This is a genomic window from Brucella haematophila (assembly GCF_005938105.1).
Taxonomy (GTDB): domain Bacteria; phylum Pseudomonadota; class Alphaproteobacteria; order Rhizobiales; family Rhizobiaceae; genus Brucella; species Brucella haematophila.
The window spans coordinates 70518-95630 of the sequence record NZ_VCPE01000007.1; the positions used below are offsets into that span (position 1 = coordinate 70518).

Below are 25113 nucleotides of genomic sequence, written 5' to 3' on the forward strand. Positions count from 1 at the left end.
GGCGGTTACTATGGCCTATTGACTGATGAGAGCGAGCCCACGCGTCTTAAAGTGTATCGAGACGTCGGTCAGCGGCGGCAAGGCCTGATCGGCTTCTGGATCGACTATGAAGAGTTTGCCATGTTCGGTTTCGATCTCATATTCAATGTGATCTCCCAGATAGGCGGCATGCGCGATACGGCCGGGAAAATCACCACCTGCTATCGGCCGCAGATTGACAGCGTTCGGGCGAATTGCCAGTTGCGCGGGGCCAGTTCTGGCGTTGCGCGCTGACATACGGTGCGTCAGCGCTCCGATGCGTATGATAGCCTCATTGTTTTTGGTTTCGATCACGTCACAGGGCACCACATTGGCTTCGCCCATGAAGTCTGCGATGAAGGCCGAAGCGGGGGACTCATAGAGGTCACGCGGGCTACCTTTTTGAGCAATATTACCCTCTTTCATTACGATGATGGTATCTGACACAGCCAGCGCTTCGTCCTGATCGTGCGTAACATAGACCGCTGTAAAACCAAGACGTTGCTGCAGTTCTCGAATTTCCGTTCGCACCCTTCGGCGAAGTCGCGCATCAAGATTGGAAAGCGGTTCATCCAGAAGCAGAACCTGCGGTTCCAGCACCAAAGCACGAGCCACAGCCACACGCTGTTGTTGCCCGCCTGAGAGTTCCGCGGGCAGGCGATGGCCCATGCCGGCTAGACCAACGAGCTTTAGGCCTTCTTCAGCGCGGTCGCGTGCTTCCTTCTTCTTGTAACCAGAAGATTCCAGGCCATAGGCAACATTGTCGAGCGAACTCATGTGTGGAAACAGTGCGTAAGACTGGAACACCATGGAAACATCGCGCTCATTGGCAGGAAGATTTGTGACGTCTTTGCCGCCGATCAGGATGCGGCCTGACGTCGGGTGCTCCAGCCCTGCGAGCAGGCGCAGCGTGGTCGTCTTGCCGCAACCCGATGGGCCAAGCAGTGTCACCAGCGTTCCCGGTTCGACAGTCAGGGACAAGTCGGGCAGGGCGGTGAAACTTCCGAACTTCTTGGAAACATTTTCGAATGTCACGGAGCCGGGACGGATCGCAGTCATGCTACTTTCTCCTGATTGACGGTTTTGACGGGCGTAACTGCGGCAACGCGATTTTCTCGTCTGAGTTTTCGTTCGCCGACGAGCATCTGGAAGCCCGTTATGACGACAATCATCACCACGATCAGCATTGAGGAGTAAGCGATGGCAACCCCGAACTCACCATTTTCGACAAGGCCAACGATATAGGACGTGGCCATGTTATATTGTGCAGAGACCAGAAAGATCACTGCGCTGATCGATGTGATGGCACGCACAAATGAATAGACCAATGCGGCGGTGATCGCCGGGCGCAAGAGCGGCAGAATGATCTTTCGTATAGTGCGGAAGCTATTGGCCCGTAATGTCAGCGAAGCTTCGTCGAGGCTCTTGTCGAGCTGGCTCATCGCGGCGACACCGCCACGAACGCCAACCGGCATGTTGCGAAAGACGAAACAGGCGATGAGGATTGCCGCAGTTCCCGTCATTTCGAGTGGCGGCAGATTGAACGCCATAATGTAACTGACGCCAATAACAGTGCCCGGGATTGCAAAGCTTAGCATCAATGCAAATTCAAACAGATTACGGCCGACAAAACGTTGGCGGACAATCAGATAGGCTGTGAGCAAGCCAACGGCAGCGGTAAGCGGCGCTGAGAGCAGGGAAATTTCCATCGTCGTCCAGAATGAGTTCCATGCGACGCCGGTCCATGCGATGCCATTCTCGGTCCATGCAATGGAAAAAGCGCGTGCATAGTGCTCTAGCGTCAGGGTGTTATCCAGCCCCCACTGGCGCACAAAGCCGCCAACGAGGATCATGAGATAAACGACGATGGTGAATATCATCCATGGAATGACCAGTGCATAGACGCCGATTTTCAATCCGCGTGGTAGTCCGGCATGTACGCCGGAGTCCCCTTTTCCGGTAACGGTCGCAAAATTCTTGCCCGCCAGCCACAGGCGCTGAATAAGGAAAGCACTTAGCGTGAAGCATAGTAGCACCATGGCCAGCACGGCTGCGCGCGAGGGATCGTTTTGTGCGCCGACCACTGCGAAGAAGATTTCGGTCGACAACACCCCGTTGCTGCCGCCCAAAACCATCGGATTGCCAAAATCGGCCATGCTTTCGATGAATGCTATCAGAAAAGCATTGGCCAGACCTGGCGCCATCAAGGGCAGAGAAACCCTGCGGAATGTGCGCCAACGGTCGGAGCGCAAGGTTTGCGACGCCTCTTCCATCGACGGTGATACGCCTTCAACAACACCGATGAGAACAAGAAAGGAGATTGGCGTGAAGGACAGAACCTGTGCGATCCAGATGCCGGTTAGACCATAGAGCCAACGGCCCGGTTCGACACCGAATATGTTGGAGATCTGTTCGGTTACTACCCCTGCGCGTCCAAACAGCAAGGTCAGTGCGAGACCGACAACGAATGGCGGCGTGATGATGGGAAGGATGGTTAAGAGCCGGAGCCCTTTTTTGAAGGGGAATCCGGTTCGCGTGGCGACGAGCGCGAAAGCGAGGCCCAGTATTGTGGAGCCGGATGCTGTCATCAACGCAAGCCACAATGTGCGCCATGCGACACCGCAGCGGCCTTCTCCAATCACGCAGGCGAAGCTCCAGATCGAGGAATCTTGTATGTTGCCGATAAATCCCGCCGGATTGAACGAACCGTCAAAATCCTGAACTGAACCGGCAAACATGCTAAGCACCGGATAAAACACAAAAACGCCTACCAGCGCTACGAGCAAGGTGATCGATGAGACGACAAAAGCATCGCCTTTCATGACGCCGCGCTCTGCAAGCCCGAACGAGAAAATCAGTAGAAAACAAAGGCAGATCAGAAGAGCACCGGCGCCCAAGGCTGGTTGTCCATCAGCGAGCGGACCGAATAGATTTTCGCTGATTGTCCAGTTCCAACCAGAAATGCCGATGGCGAACCCTTGAAGGACGAGGAGCAGAAGGCCGATTAGGCTTGCCCAGATCAGAATGGGGCTGCGACTGCCCACAGGCAATGCGATGCGAGCAAATGCACAAACCAGCATCAGAGCTGCGGGTATGCCAAGCCAAGGGCGAGAAAAGGCAACGATCTGCAAAATACCGGGTGCGTTCGCACCGTCGCTGAATATGCCCGCAAGCCAGCTAAAGCTCAAAAAGCCATCTTCTATGCGATACCATGGCAATAGAACGAAGGCGACCAGCGCAAGTGCCAGGACAAGATCCAGTCTGCGATTTTGCTGAGCCATTGGGGTGCCCGCTTCCCTTCGTGTTTCGGATTGGCGGCGATGACCGGTTTAGGCTTTCGCGGAAAAACCATTTCGGCAGGCGCGTTGCCAGAAGCGGCAACGCGTCCAAACGACGATTGAAAGTTCAAAACCGGATTAGTTGGCGTGCGCGCCGATTTCCTTGTCCCACCGCTCCAGAAGCTCTTTGCGCTTGGCGGGGTCTCCGTAGGTCTTGAAGTCATAATCGATGAGCTTGATATCCTCAAAGCGCGGCGATTCTTTTGGAACTTCTGCGGATTTGTTCGATGGTAGCTGGAAGGACTTGGCATCCTTCATATGAGATTGGACATCTGCCGTGAGCGCCCAGTCATACCACTTCTTCGCATTGTCGAGGTTCTTGGCACCTTTGACGATGGACATGGAGCCGATTTCATAGCCTGTTCCTTCGCAAGGAGCGATCGATTTGACCGGGAACCCTTCGGCGGTCATCGACACAGCGTCATGCATGAAAACAATGCCAATGCCGGTCTCTCCCCTCGCAGCCGATTTGACCGGCGCTGAACCAGATTTGGTATATTGAGAAACGTTCTCGTTGAGTTTCTTCAGGTAATCATAGGCCTTGTCCTCACCCATGATCTGCACCAGCGTTGCTAGCGCAGTATAGGCCGTGCCGGACGAGTTGGGGTTAGCCATCTGAATTTCGCCCTTGTAGGACGCGTCCAGCAAGTCAGCCCAGCATTTAGGCTCTTTCAGCTGCTTCTTTGCTAGAATGTCAGTGTTGTAGCCCCAGCCAAGCGCGCCCGCATAAACGCCGACAGTGCGATAATTGGCGCTTTCCGCCTGTTTCTTGGCCCAGTCCTGCAACTGATCGAGCATCGGTGATTTATATTCCAGCGTTAGCCCTTCAGAGGCGGCCTGTAAATGTGGGTCGCCGGTACCCGCCCACCAGATATCGGTCTTGGGGTTGCGTGCCTCGGCACGAATCTTCGCATAAGTTTCGCCGGAAGAAAGCCGAACCATGTTCACTTTGATACCGCTATCTTTTTCGAACATGTTCTTCATCTGCTCGCAGATCACGACGTCGGCCGAACAGATCAAATTGAGATTGCCAGCGGCATGTGCTGCGAAAGTTATTGACGATAAACCAGCGGCGAGCGCCGCAATCAAAAATGTCGAACGCATTGTTTCCCTCCCAATGTCCGGCGCCTCCACGCCGACGTTTTTGCAAACGTGTGCATAATCTTTGCTTTTTGCGCAGAGCTGTCAACGCTTTTGTAAAATTCATTCCGAATTTTTGTTAAATGGTTCAATTGTTCTGTTTTAAATTGAAATGTGCACAGCCGTGCAGAAGGGTCTGCCAAGCGTATTGCGCACGATATATGAAACGTATATGATCCATATAATGGCATGTGACTAGGAGACATTGATGGGTATCGTGAAGATCGGTGACGACCTGCATGAAGAACTGCGTAAGGCGAGCGACGTCATGTGCCGTTCGATCAATGCGCAGGCTGAATATTGGATGAAGATCGGAATGCTGGCGCAGGCCAACCCCGATATGTCGTTCAACGAAATTGTGCAGATGCAGCTGCGTGCGGCACAGGTAGAAATCCCCGTTATGGTCGTTCGGCCATCATGACGAAAACGCCTGCCGAAGTTGAGCAGATGGCGATATCTGGAGCATTGCTGGCTTCTGTGTTTTCGCTTCTGGATCGCACACCGCTTGCTGGGATGACAACGATGCAGGTCAATAATCTGGTCGAGGAGTTCATTACCGGCGAACTACAGGCGCGGCCTGCCAGTAAAGGGCAGTATGACTATCCCTTCGTCCTGAACGCCTCAAAAAACAATGTTGTTTGCCACGGCATGCCGTCCGATGATGACGTCATTGCGAATGGCGAGATCATCAACTTCGATATCACCCTTGAAAAGGGCGGCTATATTGCGGATTCCAGCAAGACTTACATGATTGGCGACGTTGCGCCTTTTGCATCCCGTCTGGTGCGTGTGACTTATGAGGCTCTGTGGAAAGGCATTGCAGCGGTACGCCCCGGCGCGACGCTGGGCGATATTGGTTATGCCATCGAGCGCCACGCCAAGCGGCACGACTACAGCGTTGTCCGCGAGTATTGCGGGCATGGTATTGGGACGCAAATGCACGAGGAACCGCAGGTTCTGCATTTCGGCAAACCGGGTACTGGTGCACGCTTGCGCGAAGGTATGGTTTTCACCATTGAGCCGATGCTCAATCAGGGGACTGCCAAGGTGAAAACCGAAAAGGATGGCTGGACCGTTGTCACCCGCGACGGGAAGCTGTCGGCACAGTTCGAGCACACAGTTGCAGTCACCAGCAATGGCGTGAGGGTCCTAACCTTGCGTCCAGACGAAACGAAAATGCTCGCAGCCGTAAAACACGCGGTTTGAACGGCAGACTGGTGCCAAAAGGATATTGCTATCGATTGTGGTCGCGCCGCCATGTCTGGAATTTCTGTTCGAATTTCTCCTTGGTGCATGGGTAAAGTCCAATGATAGCCTCGCCGTTTTTCACCTCTTCCAACACGAAATCTTCGTAGATTTCCATGCCGATACATTCCTCGGCTATTTCCTCACAAAGATGTGCGGGAATAACCATGACGCCATCGGCATCGCCAACCAATACGTCACCGGGGAACACTGCCGCGTCACCGCAGGAAATCGGCACATTGATGTCGATGGCTTCGTGCAAGGTGAGGTTTGTCGGTGCGGATGCTTTTGCGCAATAAGCCGGCATGGGCAACTCACCAATGCCCGTTACGTCGCGAAAACCGCCATCCGAGACAATGCCTGCCGCGCCGCGCAATGCAAGCCGGGTCACGAGTATAGACCCCGCAGTTGCTGCGCGAGCATCCTTTCGCGCATCCATAACCAGAACCCAGCCGGGCGGGCAGGTTTCGATCGCAACGCGCTGCTTGTGGTCCGGGTTGCGGAAGACCGTGATAGGGTTTCGGTCTTCGCGCGCGGGGATATAACGCAAGGTGAAGGCCTGCCCGACCATATTTTCTGGCTTACGCGCCACCTGATGCGCGCCTTGAATGAACTGATTGCGCAGGCCGCGTTTGTAAAGTGCCGTGGCAACCGAGGCCGTGGAGACCTTCTTCAGTTTGGCGCGGGTTTCATCGGAGAGAACATATTCGCTCATGGTCTGCCTCTTAATAGATCACCGGTTCATCAACCGGACGGCCAAAGTCGGTTTTCAGGAAATCGAAGTCGCAGCCCTTATCCGCTTGCTCGACATGTTTGGAGAAGACAAAGCCATAACCGCGTTCATATTTGGGCTCAGGTGTTCTCCACGCGGCGCGGCGTTCAGCCAGTTCTTCGTCTGGAACAAGCATGTTGAGGCTGCGGGCGGGAATATCGAGTTCCACCATATCGCCCGTTTTCAGCAGGGCAAGTGGTCCTCCGACGAAGGACTCGGGCGCTACATGCAGAACACAGGCGCCAAAGCTCGTTCCAGACATGCGGGCATCGGAAATCCGCACCATATCGCGCAGGCCGAGCTTCAAAAGCGCCTTCGGCATCGGGATCATGCCCCATTCCGGCATGCCCGGACCGCCCTGCGGCCCGGCGTTCCGCAATACAAGCACCGTGTCCGGTGTCAGCGGATAATCAGGATCATCAATGATCTTTTTCAGCTCGGGGTAGCTGTCTGCAACCAATGCCGGGCCTTTATGACGATGGAATTTGGGATCGCAGGCCGCGGGTTTGATGACCGCACCGTCGGGGCACAGGTTGCCTTTCAAGACAGCCAATGAACCCTCGTGATAAACAGGATTGGACAGCGGACGGATAACATCGTCATTCCAGACCTGTACCTTATCCAATCCTTCTACCAGTGCTTCACCCGTAACAGTTATCGCGGTCGGGTCGAGCTTGGCGGCGAGTTGCTTCATCAAAGCACGAATGCCACCTGCATAGTAAAAATCTTCCATCAGGTACGTCGTTCCCGATGGTCGAATATTGGCAATCACCGGCGTTGTGCGACCGATACGGTCGAGATCATCAAGCTCCAATGGAATGCCCGCTCGGCGCGCCATGGCAATCAGGTGAATAATGGCATTGGTCGAGCATCCGGTCGCCATCGCGACGATAACGGCATTCTTAACGGCAGCAGGCGTTATGATCTGATCGGGCTTCAGATCATCCCAAACCATATCGACAATCCGACGTCCACATTGGGTAGACATGCGTTGATGGTTGGCATCAGCGGCTGGAATGGATGACGCGCCGGGGAGGGAGAGCCCCATCGCTTCGGCGATCACCGTCATTGTTGAAGCTGTACCCATCGTCATGCAATGACCATAGCTGCGGGCAATGCCGCCTTCGATGCCCTGCCATTCTTCCTTGCCGATGGTGCCCGCACGGCGCTCATCCCAGAACTTGAACATGTCGGTGCCCGACCCGAGCGTTTTTCCAGCATAGTTGCCGCGAAGCATGGGACCAGCTGGCAGGAAAATGAAGGGCAGGGCGGCGCTTGTGGCACCCATGATGAGTGCTGGCGTGGTCTTGTCGCATCCGCCCATCAAAACAGCGCCATCGACAGGATGAGAGCGCAGCAACTCTTCGGTCTCCATCGCGAGCATGTTGCGATAGAGCATTGTTGTGGGTTTAACATAGCTTTCCGACAGCGACAGTGCGGGCAGTTCGAGGGGGAAACCGCCTGCCTGCAAGATACCGCGCTTGACCCATTCCACACGGTCTTTGAAATGGGCGTGGCATGGCTGCGCATCCGACCACGTATTGATGATCGCGATGATCGGCTTGCCTTCCCAGTCCACCGGATCATAGCCCATCTGCATGGTTCTGGAACGATGGCCGGAAGAGCGCTGATCATCCGGCAACATCCAGCGTGCAGAACGCAGGTCGGCATATTGCTTCCTGGGCATTTCAAGTTCTCCCCGAAAATTGACTGGCTCGATTGGTGCTCAGCGAGCACGCTTTAATTGAAATCATGACGTTGTGGATTTGGCCATGAAAGCTAATCACCACGTGTATAGTCTTGTGCTGTAAAAGCGCCGCCCTGATAACGACGGGTGATCGGGTCGCCTGTTTCAGCCAGATTGCCGAAACGTGAGGCGTCATCCTGCGGCACATATCCAATACGGCTTGCATCGTCCTTTTCCCACCAGCGACCCGCATTGGCGGAAATTCCCCAGACAACGGCACAGCCGGTTTCGCGCGCCTCGACCGATCCGATCAATATCCGCACCAGATCATCCTGTGATAGCCAGGTGGCCAGATGCCGCGCTTCCGTAGGTTCTGGAAGGCATGAACCAATCCGCACGTGAACGCTTTCAACGCCATGCTTCTCGAACATCATCTGCCCGAGCAGCTCACCGTAAGCTTTCGACAACCCATAATAGCCATCGGGTTTGAAAGGATCATCACTGTTCAGAACCACGTCGCGTTCATAGAAACCAATCGTGTGATTGGAGCTGGCAAAGATCACCCGTTGTTTTTCCGCACGCGCAGCTTCGAAAATATGCGTGACGCCGAGAAGATTGGCCCGGACAATCTGTTCATAGGGCTTTTCGATACTGATACCACCGAAGTGCAATATCGCATCGGTCCCGCGAACCAGATCGGCAATCGCAGCGGCACCGCTCAAATCTGCCTGGATAAATTCTGCGCCTTCGGGGAGTGCGTCAGGAAATGGCTCGATATCGGACAGGCGCAGGCGGTATCCGGCTTGCGAGAGTTTCCGGGTCAGCATGCGGCCAAGATTACCGGAGGCACCGGTCAAAAGGAGGTGTTTCATTCGTTCAGATTCCCTTCATGCGGGCCACTTTTGCCCCGGCAACCGCAATTGTTGCGAGATGCACGCCGCCTGATTGTGGGGCTGAGGTCAATTTATCGGCTGATCCAAGGCGGTGCGACGTCAGCGCGATCTGCTTCAGATCGGGCCCGCAGAAACATGGCATTGTCGGCGAAGGAACAGGAACGGGATAGCTGGAAAGCAAGGTTCCATCAGCGCTGAAGCGGTTCAAAACACCAGCCGATACGCCTGCGCTCCAGTAGGTACCCTCGGCGTCGCAAGCACCACCGTCCGGCCTGCCAGTTTCTTCGTCGAGATCGCGGATGCGTTTGCGGTCGCCAAGATGGCCAGTTGTAGGATCGAACACATAGCGATCAATCCATGGGCCGCGGGAATCCGTATGGAACATCGTGGTTGCATCGGGTGTCCAGGCAAGGCCATTCGATACCTCAAAACCCTGCGCCTTGATCGCAGCCTGTCCGTCGGCTGTTATCCGATAGAGTTTTGCAATGGGCTGCCGTGCTGGACGGCAATCCATACTGCCAATCCATAGCGCGCCATCGGGGCCGATCTTACCGTCATTAAGGCGCGATGTTTCCGGCTCGTCATAGCCGTTCCAGATTGTCTGCTTCTCACCTTTGTCCGGGTCGAACAGAATGACCTCGCGTGCGAGAGCCACGATCAGCTTACCGCTTTCGGCAAGCCCAATACAGGGAACCTCCGCTTCAAAGGTCCACTCGCACACGGGACCCTTTTCGAGGTCTATTTCGTAAACTTTGCGTCCGTTGATATCGCACGCAAAGAGCGTTGCCCTTCGCTCGTCCCAGACGGGACTTTCCATCAGTTCCCCGCGCAGATCGGCAATGCAGTGAAATGGTCCAATCATAATGCGTTCGTCTTTCTGCGGATAACGTCAGGGTGTTCGAGAACAAATTCAGAGAGTGCGAGGCCGAGCCCAGCACCTTCGAAGGGATAAATCAGGCCGTTTTCAATGCGCGGCATCACTGTGACCAGATCGCGATACCATGAGGTGTAGTAGGCCCTGACCGACTCTTGATAGATGGCATTGGGCGCATTGAGTGACAGATGAATCGAGGCTGCAAAGACGACCGGCCCCGTGCAGTCATGTGGCGCAATGGGGCGCTGGAAAGCTTCGGCCATGGTGGCAATCTTTTTTGCTTCGGAAAGCCCGCCGCACCAGGAAATATCCAGCATGACATAATCGGATGCATCGGCGCGAAGAACGTCAAGGAACTGCGCGCGGGTTGCCATTGTCTCGCTGGCACAAACAGCGATGCCGGATTTCTGCGCATAGACCGCAAGTGCTTGCGGGTTCATCATCTTGATCGGGTCTTCGGACCAGAATGGACGGAATGCCTTTAGTTCCCGTGCAATCGTCAGCGCGGAAGTCAGGTCCCACATGGAGTGAAACTCGACCATGATCTCCATTTTGTCGCCGACAGCATCACGTATCTGGCGGAACGGCACGAGGGCCTTGTCCAGATCTTGCGCATGGATGAAGTTTCCTCCCGACGCCACGGCGAATGGATCGAATGGCCAGATTTTCATGGCCGTTATACCTTCGGAAAGGAGGCTTTCGGCGAGCGCTCCTGCATCGCGGTGAAAGGCAAGCTGGTCTTCGTAAGGCCCTTCCGTGCCTTCGTCCGTATCGCCGATATAGCGCCGCGAGCCGCTCTTGTTATAGGTGTAGCCAGCACAGGTATTGTAGGTACGGATGGATTGCCGCGACAGCCCACCCAGCAGTTGGTGGATTGGCTGCCCCGTGACCCGTCCAAAAATATCCCAAAGCGCAATATCGATAGCGGAAGCAGCGCGAATTTCCACACCAGAAGACCGAAAGCCTACATATGGCTCCAGCAGCAGTTTGGATATCCGGTCGATTTCAAGCGGGTTCTGGCCGACCAATTGTGGCGCAATATCACTATGAATATAGGCGGCCACGGCATTCGCGCCGCGAAATGTCTCGCCCAGACCCACGATGCCTTCATCAGTGTGGATTTGAACCCACAAGATGTTGTTCAAGTGCGGTAACTGCACCGTTTCGACAGCCGTGATCTTCATCAAAGGCTCCTGTTCAGTCTTGCATGCTAATGCGCGGATGGTTGACGGTTACGCGCAACAATTTGCGTGGGATTGACGAAGCGCAGGGCCAGAAGAAGCCAGACCAGCGAAGTCACCATATAGATCACGGCCATGGCGTCGATGGACTGGACGGAACGGACACCGGCAGCGAACACCGAATAGTAAAGTGCCACGACAAGTGTTTGCGATGTGGGACCTGCTGTCAGGAAGGTCAGTTCAAACATGGCTACCGTACGCACCAGAACCAGAAGCATCGCCGCCAGAACACCGGGTAAAAGCATGGGCAGAAGCACATGGATGAAGAGTTTGAATGTTCCGGCACCAAAGACGCGCGCTGCCGCTTCGACCTTGGGGTCGATCTGCTCGATGAAGGGGATCATGACGAGAATGACAAAGGGTACGGTCGGCACAAGATTGGCAAGAACCACGCCCCAGAATGTTCCACCGACACCGAATTTATAGAGAACGGTTGCAAGTGGTATCCCGAAGGTTATCGGTGGTACGAGCAGGGGCAAAAGGAAAATCAGCAACACGAATTTCTTGCCGGGAAAATCGCGTCGAGCCATGGCGTAGGCGGCGGTTACGCCGAGAATGCCGGATAGAATAACAACGGCAAAGACCACCTGAAACGTTACCAGCAAGACCTGATCCAGCTGAAATTCAGCCCAGGCCGCCGCGTACCATCGTGTGGTGAAGGCGTCTGGCAGCCAGGTGCCAAGCCAGCGCGTGCCGAAGCTCGACACGACCACAGCTGTGATGACCGCCAGAACATTGAGGACGAAGAAGCCGGTCAGAAGCCAGACAACTGTGATCCAGAGTTTGGAGAGAAGGGATGTATCGCGAACCATGATTTATCCTTTCCCGCCTGCAGTCGAGCCACGATAGAAAAATGAGCGGACGCCAAGAAGCGCACCGACGACGAGCAATTGTACGGCTGCCATGATCATGGCAATCGAAGATGCCATGGAGTCGTCGTACTGCTCGAATGCAGCTTGTGCCGCAGCAATGGATATGACGCGTGTGGGGCCTGATGGTGCACCCAAAAGCACGGCGGAAGGGAAGACGGCGAAAGCCTGAACGAAAGTAAGGCAGGCCGCGACAACCAGTCCCGGCACCAGCAAGGGCAGCATGACATATCGAAAGCGCTGCCAGCTATTGGCTCCGTGGGTGGCCGCCGCCCGTTCCAATGCGGGGTCGATGCCAGTGATGTAGGAGAGCGTCAATAGAAACGTGAATGGAAAGACGGTTATGATGAGCGAGGCGAAGACACCCCAGTAGTTATTGGTCAGCTTCAATGGACTGTCGATCAGGCCGATGAAAATTAGTGTGCGACTGAACCAGCCTTGCGGACCGAGATAGTTGAGCAGGCCTTCCGCAATCAGAACTGTACCAAGCGTAATAGGCAGAACGAGGATGGTCGTCAGCAACCGTTGACGTCGCATCAGCCGAACGCGCAACGCAATAGGTACTGCAAACAACACGCTGATAATCGTAACCGGAACGGCAAGCCATAGGGTGGCGCCGATGGTTTTATAAAGAAACGGATCGGAGAAGAATTTTGCGTAATTGGCGAATGCGCCGCCGCCGTCCAGCGGATTGAACGACAGAACCAGACCGTAGAGAAACGGGTAAATGAAGACGCCGATCACAAACAACAGAGCGGGCAGGATCAGCAGCGTCACGCCGTCAAAGCCACGATTGGCCAGCCTTTGTCGCAGGCCGGGTGTCAGTGGCGCTTCGGCATATCGCTCTTGAGCTATATCGGCCATATCTCAGCCCTCCGCCGGAAAGATGAGCGCATTGGCGGCATCGATGCCAAGTTCAATCTGGCTGCCGGGCTCTACGCCTTTGGGACCGTGAAAGATGAGTTCCAGACCCGTTTGCGTGCGTGCTGTGCCCACATATTCACGGCCGCGATATTCAATGGTTTCGACAGTTGCCTGTAAGGTGTTTGGATGGGCTGAACCTGAAACGACGTCGTCCCCGCGCGCCATCAAAACGGCTTCGTCACCGACTTTCAACGTATCAACCGAACGCCCGGTCAGTTCACTGCCTGCAACATCAATCGTCGCCCGTCCGTTTTCGATACGGGTGATCTTGCCGGGCAGGGCGTTTCGAAATCCCATGAATGCAGCGACATCTCGGTAGAGTGGTGCTTCATATAGCTCATTGGGCTTGCCAACCTGACGGATCTCGCCATCGCGTAAAACAACAATGCGATCTGCAAGCGAGAGGGCTTCGTCCTGATCATGTGTGACGTAGATTGTGGTGGAACCAAGCTGATTGTGGATGCGGCGAATTTCAGCACGCATCTCAAGGCGTAGCTTGGCGTCGAGGTTGGATAGCGGCTCATCCATCAGCACCAGAGGAGGCTCAATCACAATCGCGCGGGCGATCGCCACGCGCTGTTGTTGGCCGCCAGAGAGTTGCCCGGGGAGCTTTTCTTCCTGTCCCTGCAAGCGCACCAAGGCCAGCGCAGCACGCGAACGCTTTTCTATTTCGCTTTTGGCCAGCCCGCGCATTTTAAGGCCGAAGCCAACATTCTGCAGGACGTTCATATGCGGGAACAGCGCATAGTTCTGGAAAACCATGCCAAAGCCACGATCCTCCGGCTTCAGCTGATCGACGCGACGGTTATCGATATAAATGCCGCCGCCTGTCGTGCCGAGAAGACCGGCAATGCAGTTGAGAGCGGTTGATTTTCCGCAGCCAGAAGGGCCGAGAAGCGCGATAAATTCGCCTTTCCGGATGGTGAGGTTGATTTCCCTCAGCGCATTGAAAGTTCCGAATGATCGGCTCATCCGGTCTAGCCGGAGTTCTTGAAAGGACATTGACGCAAACACCATGATTGGTTTGACGATCATGGACCGTTCCGGACGAGTTGATGCAGCTCGCCCGGAAATGCCCGCTTAAGAGGTTTAGCTGGCTGCGACCTCTTCATCCCAACGCCGGAAGGCTGCGACAAGCGCCTCCGGTTCAAGCGGCAGTTCAATCGGATTGTTGGCGATCCACTCCGCATATTCGGGGCGTCCGAATTCAGCGATGATGTTCTGGCTCTCCTTTGGTGCCATCTCAATCGTAACGTCCTTGACCGCCGGACCCGGATAGAAATAACCGGCATCGTAAGAATAAGCCTGCTGATCGGGCTTCAATGCGAATTTGATGAACTCCATCAAAACGGCGATCTTTTCTTCCGAAACGCCCCTTGGAATTGCAAAATAATGTGCATCGCAAACCCAATGGAAACCCTCAAGTTTGCTAACACCCATTTCCTTCGGCACGACGCCGAGCGCGCGGGGATTGATGTCCCAGCCCGTGGTGGTCACCGTCATGTCGCGGGTGCCTTCGCCCAGTTCCTTCATCAGGGCGCCGGTGCCTGCCGGATAATATTCGATGTTCTTGTGTAGTTCCTTCAGATAGGCCCAGGTCTTTTCCCAACCATTGATAGGATCTTTCGGATTGCTGTCGCCGAGAAGATAGGGCAGGCCCATCAGGAATGTGCGACCTGGCCCGGAATTGGCGGGGCGTGCATAAATGAACTTCTTGGGGTTCTCCTTGGTCCAGGCCAGAAGTTCCTCAGCGTTTTTAGGCGCGGTCTTGACCTTGTCCGGATGGAATTCAAGAAGTGGGCCCGACGGGTAATAAGAAACCACGACGCCTTTGCCCTTGGACATTTCCTGCATACGCCATGCTGGCTCAAGATAGATGTCCTGCAGCTTGGGCAGGCCGTTTTCCGGCAAGGCGATGATATCGGTCCAGATATCGTCGGCAAGTCCTGCCGACAGTGCGTCAGGGCCGACAATGACCAGATCGATATCGATGCGATTAGCGCGCTGTTGAGCCTTGATCTTGCCCGGCAGTTCAGGCGCTGGCGCTTTATTGAATGTAAAGCGCGAAACGAGCGCCTTTTGTTCGGATGCAAAATTATCAAATATCGGTTGGGTCAAAGCGAGATTGCCGGCAGCATCAATAACGTTCAATGCTACCGGTGATGACGGCAGCTTTGCCGACTGTGCCCAAACACCTTTCGGCAGCATGATCCCCATGCCCGTTGCAAGCCCGGCCCCCGCCATGAATGTGCGGCGTGAAATTCCCTTATTCATGTTCTCCTCCATTTTTGGTTCTGCGGTGCGTCCGTCTTCTCCCTGTCAGGACGCCCTGATTTCATCTGTCAGACTAAGCCATCTGTCTCCCAACCCGCGACGATCTGCTGAAGCGTTTCGCGGTCATGTTGTTCAAGTTGCGGCAGCCCCGGAAGCCGGACTTTGCCAACGGCTAGCCCCTGAATTTGCAAAGCTTCCTTTACGACCGTCACATTGGCGCCATTGCGGTATTTTGTTCGCATGGTTTCGAATTCGGCGATGCTCTCAACCAGCGAACGCGCGTGATTGTAATCGCCAGCTTCCAGTGCATTCCAGACGGCGAGCGAACGCTTGGGCGCAACATTGACCAGCCCGGATGTGAACCCACGTCCGCCGAGCGCATAGAAGGGCAGGGCCCAACTTTCCGCGAGGCCGCAAATCCAGGTGGCATCCATTCCTTTTGTTGCCCGGCAGCATTCAAAGAACAGCATCGTGTTCTGGGATGCGAACTTGACCCCGGCGACTTTCGGATGGGTGGCAAGCCGGACCATTTCATCAAGCGGTATAAGATCAGAACGGATATAGGCGACGATGGGTAGATCAATCGCTTCAGCAATCGCGATAAAGTAGTCAACCTGTGCATGCGGTGCCGCAAAGGGGTCAAGCGGATGATGGATCATCACGCCGTCAGCACCGGCGGCGCTTGCCGCTTTCGCTACTTTTATGGCTTCACGCACCGAACGTCCCGCAGCGGCGGTGACGGCTGCCTTCCCGGCAACAGCTTCAATTGCCAGTGCCTGCAGGCGAATGACTTCATCTTCAGTCAGGCTGTAGAACTCTCCGGTATTGCCGCCGCTGACAATGTTATGAACGCCGGCATCTGCGATGCGCGAGACGATTTTTGCCGTCAGCACCGGGTCGATTTCGCCTTGTGCATCATAAGCGGTTGCATGCACGCCCGAAATGCCGCGAAGCACCCGGCGGTAGCCTGCTAGATCCATTGTTTCCTCCCAATAGACTGATCAGAAGACCAGTTCGATATGCGTCTCCCCTGCCTTTACGATGTGCTCTCGCATCAACCGTTCGGCCAAATCCCCATTTCTTTTGGTTATCGCCAGCATGATGGCCTCATGCTCGCCGAACGACTGACGGCGAACATCATCACGTGACAGCACGGTCACGCGGGCTGCGTGGTCATACATACGTTGCGCATTTTGCAACCGGCGCAGATATTCACAGCCGGATGCTTCATGGATGCCGTCGTGGAATTTCTCGTTTAGCTCAATCAGTTCGTCGATATCGCCGGTTTCCACTGCCGCGCGCATTTCCTCAATGGTGGCGCGAAGGAATTCAAAGGCTTCCTCGCTTCCGTGTTTTGCAGCCTGTCGCGCAATGATGCTTTCCAGCGCGGCGCGAGCCAGCATCATTTCTTCCGCCTGGCGCTCGTTGAAGCACACAAATGTGCCACGACGCGATTCAGTCCTGACCAGACCTTCGCCCTCAAGCTGCCTTAGCGCTTCCTTGAGCGGGCTGGTGCTGATGCCGAGATCGGCGGCTAGCTGGCGTTCGTTCAGTTTTTCACCGGATTTCAGACGGCCGGAAATAATGGCTTCCCGCAAACTGTCATGCACATGATCTCTGAGATTTCTCAGCTTAATCGGCTTGAGAGCTAACGCCTGCGAATCCAAAGTTCAAATCTCCCTGAAACTCCTTGGCTAAAGGAATAACTGCTTACTTCGTGATATGTCAATATCTGATGTATCAGATTTTAAACCGCAGCGTGCGATTGGCGGAGGTTGCGCAGACTGGGCCGCCAACTACGGCTCTTGCCATCAGTGAATTGCTAGAGGTCTGATGATGTTGAAACAAAAATGGCGCCGTGGCGCCATTAAAAACCAGCCCGATAACGGGCGATGTGGTTCTGGATTATTCGGTCAGTGCCAGACGTCGGCGAAGTCGCGCTGCTCTGCCGCCATTGACGTTTGCCGACAGCTTTTGAAACGCGTCGAGATAATTATCCTTGGTACGAAGAATATGCGCGGTGAGTATCGTTGAAAGCTGGTCGCGCTTGTTATCGGCAAAAAGGCTGATCATATGCGCATGATCCTTATAGGACCGGTCCGGTTCACCTTCAGCGCGAATGGCAAGATGTGTTCTCAATGATGCCACGCGGCCGAGAATAAGATCATAGGCATTTTTCAGATAACGATTGCCACAATGATGGAAGAAGGCGAGGTGAAATGCCGTATCGGCGCGGCCATAAGCCTGCATATCGCTGCTTTCAATGGCCTCAGTCATCGCTATCAGCTGCTTCTGCAGTTCACTGACGGCCAATGGCAGCGATTGTTGCGGCGTTAGTGCGATGGCCTGCTTTTCCAGCCCAACGCGATAGTCGCAAAGTTCGGCAATGTCTTCGAGCGTCGGCGTGAAGACATAGGTGCCGGATTTCGGGACGATGATCACCAGCCCTTCCATCTGCAACAGATTGAGCGCTTCACGCACGGGCGTTCGGCTGACTTCAAATGCCGAGGCCAGCGTGTCTTCGGAGAGGTTTTCCCCGAAATCGAGCTCGGCGTCGACGATAGCCGCGCGTATTTTATCAGCGATCGTCGGGACAAGACTCTTGCGGGGGGGCGTTTTCGGCTTTGTCATGCCAGTACACGGTCTCCTCAAAGAATTTCCGGCAGCGCGTTAAAGATCGCTGCCGGTAATGTGGTCTAGTCGCGTTTAGCTTTCAAGCTCATGCAGAGGAAGAAGCTAATGATCGGAAATATTGCAAGTACCAGAAGCGAGATCGAAAAACTATCGGTCGCAGTTTTCACCCAGCCCACAATATAAGGACCAGTAAAACCGCCGATTTGGGCAAAGCCGTTGATTGCGGCCAATCCGCCAGCCGCTGCTGCGCCAGTGAGGAACTGCGTTGGCAAGGTCCAGAAAACGCCGAGATAGGACCAGAGGAAGAAGGCGCAGATGCAGAGAAGCAACAGGCCCAGATAAGGGTTAGGCGCAAGTGCGCTGGCCGCCAGGAAGAGACCACCGAAAAGGCCGGAGATAGCCGTGTGAATCTTGCGTTCGCCCGTGCGGTCGGAACTGCGCGAAATGAAGACGAGCCCGAATGCTGCGAAAATGAATGGCACGGCCGAGACGAAGCCAGACTGCAGGGTCGTCAGACCAAAGGTCTTCACGATCTGCGGCAGCCACATGATCACACCGTAAACCGCGATGCCATTGAACATGTAAACCAGCGTGAGAAGCCATACCCGGAAATCGCTGAAGATTTCGCGCAGGCTGTGACGGGTGTCGGGCTGGGTGTTCTTCTCGTCCTCGGCAAGCTGTTCAAGAAGCCAGGCGCGTTCATCCGCTGCCAGCCATTTGCTGTCCTTTTGCGGTGAATCGACAAGATAGAAGAATGTGACGACGCCAAGAACGATTGCAGGCAGCCCTTCGAGGATGAACATTGCCTGCCAGCCATGCAGGCCGAACAGGCCTTCACCAGCGTCGATCAACCAGCCGGAAATCGGGGCTCCGATGACAATCGACAGCACGGTTGCAGCCATGAAGAGGGCCGTTGCGCGGCCACGTTCTTTGGCTGGAAACCAGTAGGTCAGATAGAGGAGTACGCCTGGCGCAAAGCCAGCTTCGGCAACGCCGAGCAGAAAACGCAGGATATAGAAGGAGGTTGGCCCCTGCACGAAGGCCATAGCACAAGAGACGATGCCCCAGGTGACCATGATACGGGCGATCCATATCCGAGGGCCGACTTTGTGCAGGATCATGTTGCTGGGGATTTCAAAAGCCAGATAGCCGATGAAGAAAATCCCCGCACCAAGACCGAACATGTATGGGGTCAGGCCGATGTCGTCATTCATGTGCAGCGCGGCGAAGCCGATATTCACGCGATCCAGATAGTTCACGATGAAGCAGATGAAGCAGAAAAGGACGATGCGCATATTGAGTTTGCGGATCGTTCGGTCGCGTAGACTTGTATTCAAATGAGCGCCGTCAGCACGGATTGCATCCGCCATGACATTCCTCCCTAAGCTTTGATGTCGCCCTCCGCGACACCTTTCGTCGGGCACCTATAGACCGGAAAGGAAGTACGCACAAGTGGCATACATAAACTAGAACCCTAGTTGACAATCGGATTGATCTGGTCATTCTTGCCGCCGACTGAAACATGACGCCATGTGTGGCGGGAGGATTAAAGTGCAGCAATCTCAATCGGCAATCGCCAGCTCGGGCTATTTCGTTGACCGGACCGTTCTTGTCACTGGAGGCGCTTCGGGAATCGGACGTGCCGTTACCGACAAGCTGGTAGGGCTTGGCGCGAAAGTTGCCGTGTGGGACATCAATGCCGAGCGACTCGCTGAATGTCAGGCCATTCATGGCGACCGCGTACTGACCGCAACGGTCAATGTTGCAGAACAATCGTCGGTTGAAACTGCCATGGAAGCGCTTGTGATGTCGTTTGGCGGCATTGATCACCTTTTGAACAATGCCGGTATCATCGGGCAGCGCATGACTGTCGAGGATATGAACGAGCCGGAACTTGACCGTGTTCTCGGCGTCAATCTGAAAAGCGCTTTTTATGTTTCCAGCGCGTTCATTCGTGCTCCTTCCAGTCGAGATGACCGCTCAGTCGTTAATTTGTCTTCGATTGCTGCGCGCACGGGTGGCATGGTTGGCAATATCGTCTACGCAACAACCAAAGGCGCAATCGCGTCCTTCACAGTTGCGCTTGCCAAGGAACTGGCACCGAAGGCGCGTGTTAATGCGCTGGCTCCCGGCGTCATCAACACGGAAATTCAGCAGGATGTTTTTGCTGATCCGGCAAACATCGAAGCGATGGCCAATATGATCCCGCTGAAGAGGCTTGGCACTGCGGCTGAAGTTGCTGATGCTGCGGTTTGGCTCCTCTCCGGAGAGGCGTCTTATATTACCGGTGTCGTTTTAGATGTGTCTGGCGGTCGCTGAACGGGAGAGCATGATGAAAAACACAGCTGAAAAACTGAGAGCTGGCATTGAATCCGGTCGTTTGCTTCAGGCACCCGGCGCAGCCGATGCTTTGACGGCACGTCTGGTCGAGATGGCACAATTCCCCGCTATTTACATGACCGGTTTTGGTGCGACAGCCTCGCGGCTTGGTTTGCCGGATATAGGCTTGCTGTCGCAAACTGAAATGACGACACATGCGCGAGACATGGTTCGGGCGGTTGATATCCCGGTTATTGCCGACGCCGATACCGGTTATGGCGGGCCCGCCAATATCTGGCGAACGGTAGAGGAGTATATACAGGCTGGTGTTGCCGCAATCCATCTTGAAGACCAGCAATTGCCGAAGCGATGCGGCCAACGCTCGGGCGTGCGCGTCATTCCGGCAGAGGAAAACATTCGGCGTCTGCGCTGTGCTGTCGAAGCGCGTGGTCAGCATCCAATGCTGTTGATAGCGCGGACAGATGCGATTCAGAGCGAAGGCATTGATGAGGCTATTCGCCGTGCAAAGCTCTATCAGGATGCTGGCGCCGACCTCGTTTTTGTCGACGGCATCAAGAAGATCGCCGACGTTGAGGCGGTTTCAAGGGGCGTTCTGGGTCCGAAAGTTGTCAGCATTGTCGACGGCAACGAGACCACTGCGCTGACGGCAAAGGACCTAGAAGAGCTTGGCTTCAACGTTGCGTTCTATGCGCTTTCCGCTCTTTTCTCAGCTGTTAAAGCCGTTCGGGACACCCTTGATGTGTTGAAGGCGGAAGGCACTCCGCATAGCCGTGCAGATGCCATGGTGACATATGGGGAATTCAGCGCGGTGACTGGACTGGCCGACTATGACGCGCTGGATGACCGCTACGGCTGGCCGGAACACAAGTAATCAAGGTTCAGAGATTTTGCCGCCGGTCGCTATTATCGCGACCGGCGGCAAATAAAGATTTACTCGCAAAGAATGTGACGACCGACGGATTAAAACGCGGGACCGGGTGTTGATGCTATAATGCAGCAGACATGGGAGGTCGTCATGATCCGCGCACTCTCGATTTCAGTGTTACTCTTCCTTTCGCCAGCATCGTCGCTGGCCGACAGTCTGGAAGCCGTCAACGGACATTATACGATCCAGCGTTCATCGGTGATCGGTTTTCATGTCGGTCAGGTTGGCGGTGGCGGGCTGGCTGGTTCTTTCGCTGAATTTGCCGGTGATTTTAATCTCAATGCTCAAAATCTGGCAAAGTCGTCCGTGTCCTTTACGCTCAAGCCAGTGAGTGTCGACGCGAAACAGACCCGCATCAGCGATTTTCTTAGATCGTCAGCGGTCTTTGATATTGAGCATTATCCGGTTCTCGCATTTCGATCGACAAAGATCACACAGACGGGGCCTCTGAACGCCCGGATCGACGGCGTTTTGACCGCCCGCGGCAAGTCACATGGTGAAACATTCTTTGCGTCCATGATTGGCCACGATGAGAAGACCGTTACGTTTCATGTAACCGGCAAGGTTTTGCGATCACCCTATGGCATGGATGTCGGCACACCGATCTATTCCAATGTGGTCGATTTCGACATGAATCTGCTGGGTACAAAATAATGTTGGGTGATAGGGATTAAATTCACTCCTGCGGTGTTCTTCAAGATGGAGACTAAGACCAACCCGTAGAGGAGGACTATCATGATTAAAGTGACAGCGTTTTTGACAACCGCCGCTCTTGTCATCAGCATGCCATTGGCTGCCCATAGCGAAGATTATGCTTCTGGTGCCGTCAAGACGATGAAAACAGCGAAGGGTGAAGTTCTGACCGACGCCAAGGGAATGACCCTTTATGTGTTCGACAAGGACAGCAAGGGGGCATCCAATTGCTACGATGACTGCGCGAAGAAATGGCCGCCGCTGGAGGCTTCCAAGGATGCGAAAATGGATTCCGAGTTCAGTCTCGTCACGCGCAAGGATGGCACGAAACAGTGGGCACATAAAGAAAAGCCGCTATACCTTTGGCAGGGCGACAAAAAGCCCGGCGATGTGTCTGGTGACGGAGTCGGCGGTGTCTGGCACATAGCCAAGGATTGAGTGCAGGAGCGGTTCGGGAATGTCGCGCTTTTTGGAGGAAATTGAGGAATGTGTTCCAGCGCTCAGGCGTTATGCCCGAGCGCTGACACATGACATCGATTGGGCCGACGATCTGGTGCAGGATTGTCTGGAGCGCGCAATTCGCAAAAGCAGTTTGTGGAAGCCGTCTGGTCCATTGCGCGCATGGCTTTTCCGCATCCTCGTAAACCTGTGGCGCAACGAGTTGCGTCACAGGCGCCGGGCTCCGGACAATGCGCCATTATCGAGCGTCATGGTCGAGCCACAGGTTCCAAGTGCATCTCCATCCCGGCTTGCTTTCGCTGAGACCGCCCGCGCAATACAAACACTGCCGTCCGAACAGCGCGAGGCACTTTTATTGGTCGCCGTCGAAGGTATGAGTTACACCGAGGCAGCTTCAGTGTTGGAAGTTCCGCTCGGTACTTTGATGTCCCGTCTGGGGCGAGCCCGCGCGACATTGCGCAGTCTTACAGAGGAGAACGGTTCGCATTTGAGGGCCTTGAAATGAAAAGCAAGTTGATCAGTGACGCTGAGCTACAGGCCTATGTCGATGGGCTGCTTTCGGACGAACGCCGCCAGGTGATAGAGGCAGAGCTGTCCGCTAATCCTCAACTGGCCTCCGAGATGGCGGCCTGGCAACGACAGAATGAAACTTTGCAAGCACTCTATGCCAATGTGGCTCAGGAGCCTGTACCAGCACGACTGAACCCGACGGCCATCAAAAGCGAAATTCGCACTGCACGACTGGGTTCGTGGCGTATGGCCGCCGCGGCAGCGGTGTTGATCGCCGTAGGAGCAGGGGCCGGATGGTTTGGCCGCGGTGTTCTTGAGGTCACACCATCGTCTTCGATGCCAATCGCGACCGAGGCTATGGCTGCCCATAACCTTTATACGAGTGAAGTCGTGCATCCGGTTGAGGTGAAAGCGGAGCAGGAGCAACATTTGTCGGCTTGGCTTTCCAAGCGACTGGAGCGCACTCTGGTCATACCGGATCTGCGGGCAGAAGGGCTCTCTTTGGTCGGAGGTCGTCTATTGCCGGCCAATGGCGGGCCAGCCGCCCAACTGATGTATGAAGACACGAGCGGCAAACGCGTGACCCTTTTTATTGTTCCATCGGACGAGAAAAAGGAAACATCGTTGCGTTATCTGACACAGGGTAATCTGGAGGCGCTCATATGGAGCGATAATGCTCTTGATTGTGCGCTTGTCGGTGACTTGCCGCGCGCTCGCCTTCAGGAAATCGCCATGAGCGCCTACAAACAATTCGAATAAGACCGGAGCCGGTTCCGGGAGGGTGTTATGTGGCGCAACACAAAGACCACCTATGGCTACGTCACGCGGATACTGCACTGGTTGATCGCTCTGTTTATCGCCGGGCAGATCGGTCTCGGGTTTCTCACACAGACTATGGCGAATAGTCCGGTGGCCCAGTTTTCACTATACCAATGGCATAAATCGCTCGGGTTTTTAATCCTTGGTCTGGCGTTTATCCGGGTGTTCTGGTTTGCCGCGAACCCCCATCCTTCGCCCAGTTCCGATGTTAATCAGTTTGAATGGCGTGTTGCCAAAGCTGTTCACAGGCTTCTGCTGGCAATGACAATCTTGGTGCCCTTTACCGGCTGGGCAATTGTGTCGACTTCGCCGCTTGGTATCCCCAGCTATGTCTTTGACCTTTTCGTTATGCCCAATATCCCGCTGCCCGTGTCAGACGCCGATGAAACACTCTGGTCGTGGCTGCATACAATATGCGTATACGGCTTTATGGGGTTGATTGTGCTGCATGCAGGGGCAGCGCTTTATCACCATTTTTTCCGGCGAGATGAAACACTGCGAAGAATGATCAGGCTTCCGCACTTCTCAAGGAAGGTTCATTAAAGCCATTCGTAGCAGTGGAAGAAAGCAGGGCATTCCTCCAAACGAAAACAGGTGACCTGCGTTTAGGCAGGTCACCTGTTTGGTAGATTCGGGGCAGGGGCTGTCCCGATAGCCTGTTTGTTATGACTTGCCGAGACGCTTGCGCAGTTCGGTGTTTTCGGAGCGAAGCTTTGCCGCCAGTTCCTTGCGCAGCTTCAGGTTTTCGGCTTCCAGCGCCACAAGTGCCTTCAGATCGTCGCTCGTCGTTGATGCCTTTGCGGCTGCCGGAGCGGCGGTCTTTCCAGCGGCGTTCTTCCAGTTGTAATAGGTCTGCTCACTGACTTCAGCATGCTGCAATGCAGCCTTCAGCGTGGTCTTGCCGCCCTTGGTGGCCTTTTCAACCGATGCAAGAATGGAAGCGCGTTCAGCTGGCGTATATTTCTTCACCTTGCGGCCAGCCGATGCTGCAGCAGCTGCAACAACCTTGGCGGCCTTGGGGGCAGACGTAGCCTTTGCCGCTTTGGGAGCCTTGGCAGCTTTTGCAGCTGGCTTGGCAGACGCAGCTTTAGGCTCAGCCTTCTTGCGCGGTGCACGGGTTTTCGGCTTGGTGCTCACAGGCTCAGCTGCTGCGGTCTGGTTTGCTTCTACAATGGTTTCATCAGCCATGTTCAGTTTCTCCTGAATTGATACTCGGGTCAGTTTTCCGGGTGCCGAATATATGGGACAATGCTTAATGCAACTATAAGTGCCATTACTTTGACAATTTGTGAAGAGATGCCATCACATCAGCATGGTGAGATGATCTATTATGAAGCAGGATTGATTGTTGAAAACTGAGGCTTAAATCTGTAGGTAGAGCACAGTACCTGTCGGTGCACTTCCACGAATTTGATTGAGAAAGCTATTTTCGGATGAAGAATCCAATCCGCAATGTTG

26 protein-coding genes are annotated in these 25113 nt (G+C 54.7%); 9 read left to right on the forward strand and 17 right to left on the reverse strand.

Annotated elements, in window-relative coordinates; genetic code table 11:
* Nucleotides 1-15: 15 nt before the first annotated feature.
* From FGI60_RS12830 to FGI60_RS12840, 3 genes are all read right to left on the reverse strand, one after another.
* Nucleotides 16-1077 carry an ABC transporter ATP-binding protein gene (locus FGI60_RS12830; protein WP_138785521.1) on the reverse strand — a complete coding sequence of 354 codons (1062 nt, stop codon included), beginning with the start codon at nt 1075-1077 and terminating at the stop codon, nt 16-18.
* Nucleotides 1074-3299: an ABC transporter permease gene (locus FGI60_RS12835; RefSeq protein ID WP_138785522.1), complete on the reverse strand. Its 2226-nt coding sequence runs from the start codon at nt 3297-3299 to the stop codon at nt 1074-1076. Before FGI60_RS12835 ends, FGI60_RS12830 begins: the two co-directional genes overlap by 4 nt.
* A gap of 135 nt (nt 3300-3434) precedes the next feature.
* Nucleotides 3435-4460 carry an ABC transporter substrate-binding protein gene (locus tag FGI60_RS12840; RefSeq protein ID WP_138785523.1) on the reverse strand — a complete coding sequence of 342 codons (1026 nt, stop codon included), beginning with the start codon at nt 4458-4460 and terminating at the stop codon, nt 3435-3437.
* A gap of 244 nt (nt 4461-4704) precedes the next feature.
* Between FGI60_RS12840 and FGI60_RS12845 the strand changes: the two genes are divergently transcribed.
* Nucleotides 4705-4917 carry a ParD-like family protein gene (locus FGI60_RS12845; RefSeq protein ID WP_078340634.1) on the forward strand — a complete coding sequence of 71 codons (213 nt, stop codon included), beginning with the start codon at nt 4705-4707 and terminating at the stop codon, nt 4915-4917.
* The gene (gene map, locus FGI60_RS12850) at nt 4914-5702 is read left to right on the forward strand and encodes a type I methionyl aminopeptidase (protein WP_138785524.1); all 789 of its coding nucleotides are present in this window, start codon (nt 4914-4916) and stop codon (nt 5700-5702) included. Before FGI60_RS12845 ends, map begins: the two co-directional genes overlap by 4 nt.
* 28 nt (nt 5703-5730) lie before the next feature.
* Here the strand turns inward: map and FGI60_RS12855 are convergent, their stop codons facing one another.
* From FGI60_RS12855 to FGI60_RS12915, 13 genes are all read right to left on the reverse strand, one after another.
* A complete protein-coding gene (locus FGI60_RS12855) occupies nt 5731-6456 on the reverse strand; it encodes a ribonuclease activity regulator RraA (protein ID WP_138785525.1) in 726 nt (241 codons plus the stop codon).
* Nucleotides 6457-6466: 10 nt separating this feature from the next.
* Entirely contained in the window at nt 6467-8200 is a 1734-nt protein-coding gene (araD, locus tag FGI60_RS12860; RefSeq protein WP_138785526.1) for an L-arabinonate dehydratase, read from the reverse strand.
* Nucleotides 8201-8292: 92 nt separating this feature from the next.
* Nucleotides 8293-9072 (reverse strand): NAD-dependent epimerase/dehydratase family protein, encoded by a 780-nt coding sequence (locus tag FGI60_RS12865; protein ID WP_138785527.1) that lies wholly within the window; start codon nt 9070-9072, stop codon nt 8293-8295.
* A gap of 4 nt (nt 9073-9076) precedes the next feature.
* Nucleotides 9077-9955 (reverse strand): SMP-30/gluconolactonase/LRE family protein, encoded by an 879-nt coding sequence (locus FGI60_RS12870; RefSeq protein WP_138785528.1) that lies wholly within the window; start codon nt 9953-9955, stop codon nt 9077-9079.
* On the reverse strand, nt 9952-11151 hold the full coding sequence (locus FGI60_RS12875; RefSeq protein ID WP_138785529.1) for a mandelate racemase/muconate lactonizing enzyme family protein: 1200 nt from the start codon (nt 11149-11151) through the stop codon (nt 9952-9954). The genes FGI60_RS12870 and FGI60_RS12875 overlap by 4 nt, the downstream gene beginning before the upstream one ends.
* Nucleotides 11152-11177: 26 nt before the next feature.
* Nucleotides 11178-12020, reverse strand: coding sequence for an ABC transporter permease (locus FGI60_RS12880; RefSeq protein WP_113534821.1), 843 nt, complete (start codon nt 12018-12020; stop codon nt 11178-11180).
* A gap of 3 nt (nt 12021-12023) precedes the next feature.
* The gene (locus tag FGI60_RS12885) at nt 12024-12932 is read right to left on the reverse strand and encodes an ABC transporter permease (RefSeq protein WP_138785545.1); all 909 of its coding nucleotides are present in this window, start codon (nt 12930-12932) and stop codon (nt 12024-12026) included.
* Between the two features lie 12 nt (nt 12933-12944).
* Nucleotides 12945-14018 (reverse strand): ABC transporter ATP-binding protein, encoded by a 1074-nt coding sequence (locus tag FGI60_RS12890; RefSeq protein WP_171058766.1) that lies wholly within the window; start codon nt 14016-14018, stop codon nt 12945-12947.
* 72 nt (nt 14019-14090) lie between these two features.
* On the reverse strand, nt 14091-15245 hold the full coding sequence (locus FGI60_RS12895; protein ID WP_235889804.1) for an extracellular solute-binding protein: 1155 nt from the start codon (nt 15243-15245) through the stop codon (nt 14091-14093).
* A gap of 98 nt (nt 15246-15343) precedes the next feature.
* On the reverse strand, nt 15344-16255 hold the full coding sequence (locus FGI60_RS12900) for a dihydrodipicolinate synthase family protein (protein WP_138785531.1): 912 nt from the start codon (nt 16253-16255) through the stop codon (nt 15344-15346).
* A 21-nt stretch (nt 16256-16276) separates the two neighbouring features.
* Nucleotides 16277-16885, reverse strand: coding sequence for a GntR family transcriptional regulator (locus FGI60_RS12905; protein WP_138785532.1), 609 nt, complete (start codon nt 16883-16885; stop codon nt 16277-16279).
* Between the two features lie 295 nt (nt 16886-17180).
* The gene (locus FGI60_RS12910) at nt 17181-17906 is read right to left on the reverse strand and encodes a GntR family transcriptional regulator (protein WP_138785533.1); all 726 of its coding nucleotides are present in this window, start codon (nt 17904-17906) and stop codon (nt 17181-17183) included.
* Nucleotides 17907-17971: 65 nt separating this feature from the next.
* Nucleotides 17972-19279 (reverse strand): MFS transporter, encoded by a 1308-nt coding sequence (locus FGI60_RS12915; protein WP_138785534.1) that lies wholly within the window; start codon nt 19277-19279, stop codon nt 17972-17974.
* 181 nt (nt 19280-19460) lie between these two features.
* Here FGI60_RS12915 and FGI60_RS12920 point away from each other — a divergent pair, with 181 nt between their 5' ends.
* The 7 genes from FGI60_RS12920 to FGI60_RS12950 all read left to right on the forward strand — a co-directional run bounded on the left by FGI60_RS12920 (nt 19461) and on the right by FGI60_RS12950 (nt 24198).
* Complete coding sequence (locus tag FGI60_RS12920) at nt 19461-20228, forward strand: SDR family NAD(P)-dependent oxidoreductase (RefSeq protein WP_235889801.1); 768 nt, start codon at nt 19461-19463, stop codon at nt 20226-20228.
* Between the two features lie 13 nt (nt 20229-20241).
* Nucleotides 20242-21120, forward strand: a complete 879-nt coding sequence (locus tag FGI60_RS12925) for an isocitrate lyase/PEP mutase family protein (RefSeq protein ID WP_138785536.1) — start codon at nt 20242-20244, stop codon at nt 21118-21120.
* A gap of 144 nt (nt 21121-21264) precedes the next feature.
* On the forward strand, nt 21265-21828 hold the full coding sequence (locus FGI60_RS12930) for a YceI family protein (RefSeq protein ID WP_235889802.1): 564 nt from the start codon (nt 21265-21267) through the stop codon (nt 21826-21828).
* A gap of 81 nt (nt 21829-21909) precedes the next feature.
* Nucleotides 21910-22305 carry a COG4315 family predicted lipoprotein gene (locus FGI60_RS12935; protein WP_138785538.1) on the forward strand — a complete coding sequence of 132 codons (396 nt, stop codon included), beginning with the start codon at nt 21910-21912 and terminating at the stop codon, nt 22303-22305.
* 19 nt (nt 22306-22324) lie between these two features.
* Nucleotides 22325-22831 carry a sigma-70 family RNA polymerase sigma factor gene (locus tag FGI60_RS12940; RefSeq protein WP_138785539.1) on the forward strand — a complete coding sequence of 169 codons (507 nt, stop codon included), beginning with the start codon at nt 22325-22327 and terminating at the stop codon, nt 22829-22831.
* Complete coding sequence (locus tag FGI60_RS12945) at nt 22828-23595, forward strand: anti-sigma factor family protein (RefSeq protein ID WP_138785540.1); 768 nt, start codon at nt 22828-22830, stop codon at nt 23593-23595. Before FGI60_RS12940 ends, FGI60_RS12945 begins: the two co-directional genes overlap by 4 nt.
* A gap of 27 nt (nt 23596-23622) precedes the next feature.
* Nucleotides 23623-24198: a cytochrome b gene (locus tag FGI60_RS12950; RefSeq protein ID WP_138785541.1), complete on the forward strand. Its 576-nt coding sequence runs from the start codon at nt 23623-23625 to the stop codon at nt 24196-24198.
* A gap of 120 nt (nt 24199-24318) precedes the next feature.
* On the opposite strand, the gene FGI60_RS12955 is transcribed toward FGI60_RS12950, so the two are convergent.
* A complete protein-coding gene (locus tag FGI60_RS12955; RefSeq protein WP_138785542.1) occupies nt 24319-24843 on the reverse strand; it encodes a transposase in 525 nt (174 codons plus the stop codon).
* Nucleotides 24844-25113: the final 270 nt, after the last annotated feature.

Coding starts and splice junctions, on each gene's coding strand:
- FGI60_RS12950 (WP_138785541.1), top strand. CDS start 23,623: ATGTGGCGCAACACAAAGACCACCTATGGCTACGTCACGCGGATACTG.
- FGI60_RS12910 (WP_138785533.1), bottom strand. CDS start 17,906: ATGACAAAGCCGAAAACGCCCCCCCGCAAGAGTCTTGTCCCGACGATC.
- FGI60_RS12875 (WP_138785529.1), bottom strand. CDS start 11,151: ATGAAGATCACGGCTGTCGAAACGGTGCAGTTACCGCACTTGAACAAC.
- FGI60_RS12895 (WP_235889804.1), bottom strand. CDS start 15,245: ATGGCGGGGGCCGGGCTTGCAACGGGCATGGGGATCATGCTGCCGAAA.
- FGI60_RS12940 (WP_138785539.1), top strand. CDS start 22,325: ATGTCGCGCTTTTTGGAGGAAATTGAGGAATGTGTTCCAGCGCTCAGG.
- FGI60_RS12945 (WP_138785540.1), top strand. CDS start 22,828: ATGAAAAGCAAGTTGATCAGTGACGCTGAGCTACAGGCCTATGTCGAT.
- FGI60_RS12835 (WP_138785522.1), bottom strand. CDS start 3,299: ATGGCTCAGCAAAATCGCAGACTGGATCTTGTCCTGGCACTTGCGCTG.
- FGI60_RS12925 (WP_138785536.1), top strand. CDS start 20,242: ATGAAAAACACAGCTGAAAAACTGAGAGCTGGCATTGAATCCGGTCGT.
- FGI60_RS12870 (WP_138785528.1), bottom strand. CDS start 9,955: ATGATTGGACCATTTCACTGCATTGCCGATCTGCGCGGGGAACTGATG.
- FGI60_RS12915 (WP_138785534.1), bottom strand. CDS start 19,279: ATGGCGGATGCAATCCGTGCTGACGGCGCTCATTTGAATACAAGTCTA.
- map (WP_138785524.1), top strand. CDS start 4,914: ATGACGAAAACGCCTGCCGAAGTTGAGCAGATGGCGATATCTGGAGCA.
- FGI60_RS12955 (WP_138785542.1), bottom strand. CDS start 24,843: ATGGCTGATGAAACCATTGTAGAAGCAAACCAGACCGCAGCAGCTGAG.
- FGI60_RS12930 (WP_235889802.1), top strand. CDS start 21,265: ATGATCCGCGCACTCTCGATTTCAGTGTTACTCTTCCTTTCGCCAGCA.
- FGI60_RS12890 (WP_171058766.1), bottom strand. CDS start 14,018: ATGGTGTTTGCGTCAATGTCCTTTCAAGAACTCCGGCTAGACCGGATG.
- FGI60_RS12845 (WP_078340634.1), top strand. CDS start 4,705: ATGGGTATCGTGAAGATCGGTGACGACCTGCATGAAGAACTGCGTAAG.
- araD (WP_138785526.1), bottom strand. CDS start 8,200: ATGCCCAGGAAGCAATATGCCGACCTGCGTTCTGCACGCTGGATGTTG.
- FGI60_RS12865 (WP_138785527.1), bottom strand. CDS start 9,072: ATGAAACACCTCCTTTTGACCGGTGCCTCCGGTAATCTTGGCCGCATG.
- FGI60_RS12935 (WP_138785538.1), top strand. CDS start 21,910: ATGATTAAAGTGACAGCGTTTTTGACAACCGCCGCTCTTGTCATCAGC.
- FGI60_RS12880 (WP_113534821.1), bottom strand. CDS start 12,020: ATGGTTCGCGATACATCCCTTCTCTCCAAACTCTGGATCACAGTTGTC.
- FGI60_RS12855 (WP_138785525.1), bottom strand. CDS start 6,456: ATGAGCGAATATGTTCTCTCCGATGAAACCCGCGCCAAACTGAAGAAG.
- FGI60_RS12900 (WP_138785531.1), bottom strand. CDS start 16,255: ATGGATCTAGCAGGCTACCGCCGGGTGCTTCGCGGCATTTCGGGCGTG.
- FGI60_RS12830 (WP_138785521.1), bottom strand. CDS start 1,077: ATGACTGCGATCCGTCCCGGCTCCGTGACATTCGAAAATGTTTCCAAG.
- FGI60_RS12840 (WP_138785523.1), bottom strand. CDS start 4,460: ATGCGTTCGACATTTTTGATTGCGGCGCTCGCCGCTGGTTTATCGTCA.